Consider the following 2,928-nt stretch of genomic DNA (forward strand, 5'->3'; position numbering starts at 1 on the left):
AACCTGGGCAGCCTGTTCGGCGGCGATGACAATGGCGGCGGCACCGGCGGCACCGGCGGCAATGCAGGCAATGGTGCCAGCGGTGCCGATGGCGAAGAGAGCAGTCTGCTCGACATAATCGCAAAATTGCCGACCGTTGAGGGCGGTTTGCAATCTTCCGAGAAGGAACAGGCAACCCGCGCAACGGTGGCCGCTCCAAATGGGAAGACGAATATCGTGATCCGAGCAAATCCGGATCAGGGTTTGGACGGTATCAATACGGCCATTGAAAAGGCTCAAGAACTCATCCGTGACGAAAAGACGACTGTGAAAGTCTTTGTGAGTGGTGAGAGCCTTGCGGAAGTGGTCAGCGGCTTTGAACAGACGCGTAAAATGATATCAACGGCGGCAGACAAGGTCGAGGCCATCGCCGATTATCTTGATCGCCAGATGGAGGTTCTGCCAAAGTCAATGGAGAACAAAGGCGAGGCTATGAAAAAAGCCTTCCGCCTTATGACTGACAGCGGCATCGATCCGGAACAGGCTTATCAACTCCTGGACTCTCCGCTCGGCAAATTGATCCAGATTCAAGCCTATTTGGATGAGATTGGCTCGGCGGAAGATTTCAACAATCTCCCTGTTGAAGAACGGAACGAACTGATCGACCTCATGGGGGCGAATATCAAATTGGCCGGCCTTGAAAAAGTCTCCGGCTTAACCGTGGAACTCCAAAATATCCGAGAACAGGCCGGACTCAAATTGTTGCAGTTTTACCGGGATGGTTTCAACTCCGCAGCAGATTTTCTCTCTGAGAATGAAGATGGGGTCAACGCGTCCCTGTCTGTTCTGGATATCCTTCCCGGTGCCATGTGGGCACTCGCGGGGATGGGTGAAGGAACACTGGAAGTCGTTAATCCTGTGACGAACGGAGAACACCGCTCCAACGAGTCAATGATCGAATATTATGCGGAGGAATTCGAAACCGGGGTTAAACGCGTTGTGAATGCGAAAGAGGGGATCGACGAAAAATCAGAAGAATTCCAGGCCTTCCTGTTCGAGACAGCGTTGAAACAACTCCGGGAAGCGGATATCTCCGGGGAAGATGCCGCATTGGCCGGTACCATTATCGGTGCCGCAACGATTGCGAAACTTGCGTCAAAGCGGTTAACGGCAGGCGGCAAAGGAAGCGAAGCTAAGAAGCTGGCAAAAGATATCAAGGCTCTTGCATCGGAAATCGACCGGAAAATCCTCGAACATGACGCACTTAAATCCTTTGATCTGAACCTCGCCAGGATTGAAGTCACAACCGTGCGGTCGGGTTTGACCTCCAAATTGAAAAGATCCGGCAATGTTGCAACGGCTAAGATCAAAATTGATGGCATTCCCGAAAAAATGAATGCTCACAGCCAAATTGAACCATATAATATTACGGAAAAAATGAAGGATATGGGGCTTGTTCCAGGGGGCAGCGGCAATTTCACGGCAAAAGACATCGAAAATGCAGTAGGGGATAAAATACCTCGGCATGTAGACTCAGAATATAAGATCTTGGACAACATTGCTGATCAATTGGGCGGTAACTATACAGCAAGAGGCTCTGTCACGATTTTTACCGAGAGACCAGCCTGCGGCAGTTGCTTATCCGTCGCTGACCAATTTGTGCAAAAATATCCGAATATTGTTGTCGTGATCAAAGACAATAAGGGGAATCTTTTGAACCCGAACCGAAAGGAAGACTAAGTTGGAGCGTGCGACCTTTGACGAGATCAAAAACGACTTCCTCGACTGTTATTTCATCTACTGTTGTCACAAAATCCCGACAGGTGCTGAATGGTCAGATAGAGAGCATGAATTTGGTTATGCCTATGAAGAATGGGATAGAGCTTATGACCTTCCTGTAGAACAGCTCATGCTGGAAGTGATTATGTTGATTCTAAAGGGAAACCGATGGCATGACTATGATCACGTTCATTTGGATCGTATCAATCGGATCCTCAAGGAACACGGTTGGGAGAAACTGTCGGAAAACCTGCCCCCCGAAGAGATCGACATGATGGGACGTTGTTTCAAACTGCTTGGTTTGCAACCTGATCATTCAGCCCGTCCATCGGGATAGGCCTCGGTTGCGCCGGGGGCGCTTCATGGTGATTGAGCCGGAATTTCGAGATTGAGCGATATTCTCAAGGATATCATACCTTATGTTCCTTCGGATTTCGGTCCCGGCTTTCCTCTACCGGGAAATAGCTCCTTATTTCAAACCTGTCACCGCTAACAGCAAGAAGCTCTGTCACGATCTTTACCGAGAAACCAGCCTGCGGCAGTTGTTTATCCGTCGCGGATCAATTTGTACAAAAATATCCGAGTATTCTTGTCGTGATAAAAGACAATAAGGGGGTTCGTTTGAACCCGAACCGAAAGGAAGACTAAGTTGGACCGTGCGACCTTAGAAGAGATCAAAACCGATTTTCTCGATAGTTACTTTTATTACTGTTGGCACAAAATAGAGACCGGTGCGGATTGGTCAGACAGAGAGCAGGAATATGGTTATGCCTATGAAAAACGGAAAGATGCTTATGACCTTCCTGTAGAACAGCTCATGCTGGAAGTGATTATGTTGATTCTAAAGGCAAACCGATGGCAAGACTATGATCACGTTCATTTGGATCGTATCAATCGGATCCTTGAGGAACACGGTTGGGAGGAATTGTCGAAAGACCTGTCGGCCGAAGAGGTCGACTTTATGGGACGATATTTCAAACTGCTTGGTTTGCAACCTGATCATTCTGCCCGTCCATCGGGATAGGCCTCGGTTACGCTGGATCAATCACATTTAGAAACAACTTAAATTTAGATTGAGGGCGAAGGCGGGGCCGCCGCGCAGGGCGTGACCGCGGCCTCGGCGGTGCTGAAGGCCGCCTCCGCCGTGACCGCGCTGCAAAAAGGCGCGGT

The 2,928-nt window shown here is 49.4% G+C and carries 3 protein-coding genes; all 3 read left to right on the forward strand.

Features of this window, described 5'->3' with window-relative positions:
- Nucleotides 1-243 precede the first annotated feature (243 nt).
- Complete coding sequence (locus tag DFP90_RS22490; RefSeq protein WP_147301117.1) at nt 244-1,719, forward strand: deaminase domain-containing protein; 1,476 nt, start codon at nt 244-246, stop codon at nt 1,717-1,719.
- Nucleotide 1,720: 1 nt separating this feature from the next.
- Nucleotides 1,721-2,095: a hypothetical protein gene (locus DFP90_RS22495; RefSeq protein WP_115939707.1), complete on the forward strand. Its 375-nt coding sequence runs from the start codon at nt 1,721-1,723 to the stop codon at nt 2,093-2,095.
- 312 nt (nt 2,096-2,407) lie between these two features.
- A complete protein-coding gene (locus DFP90_RS22505) occupies nt 2,408-2,782 on the forward strand; it encodes a hypothetical protein (protein WP_115939708.1) in 375 nt (124 codons plus the stop codon).
- The last annotated feature ends 146 nt before the right edge of the window (nt 2,783-2,928 follow it).

It is taken from the genome of Aestuariispira insulae (assembly GCF_003385955.1).
In the GTDB taxonomy this organism is placed as follows: domain Bacteria; phylum Pseudomonadota; class Alphaproteobacteria; order UBA8366; family Aestuariispiraceae; genus Aestuariispira; species Aestuariispira insulae.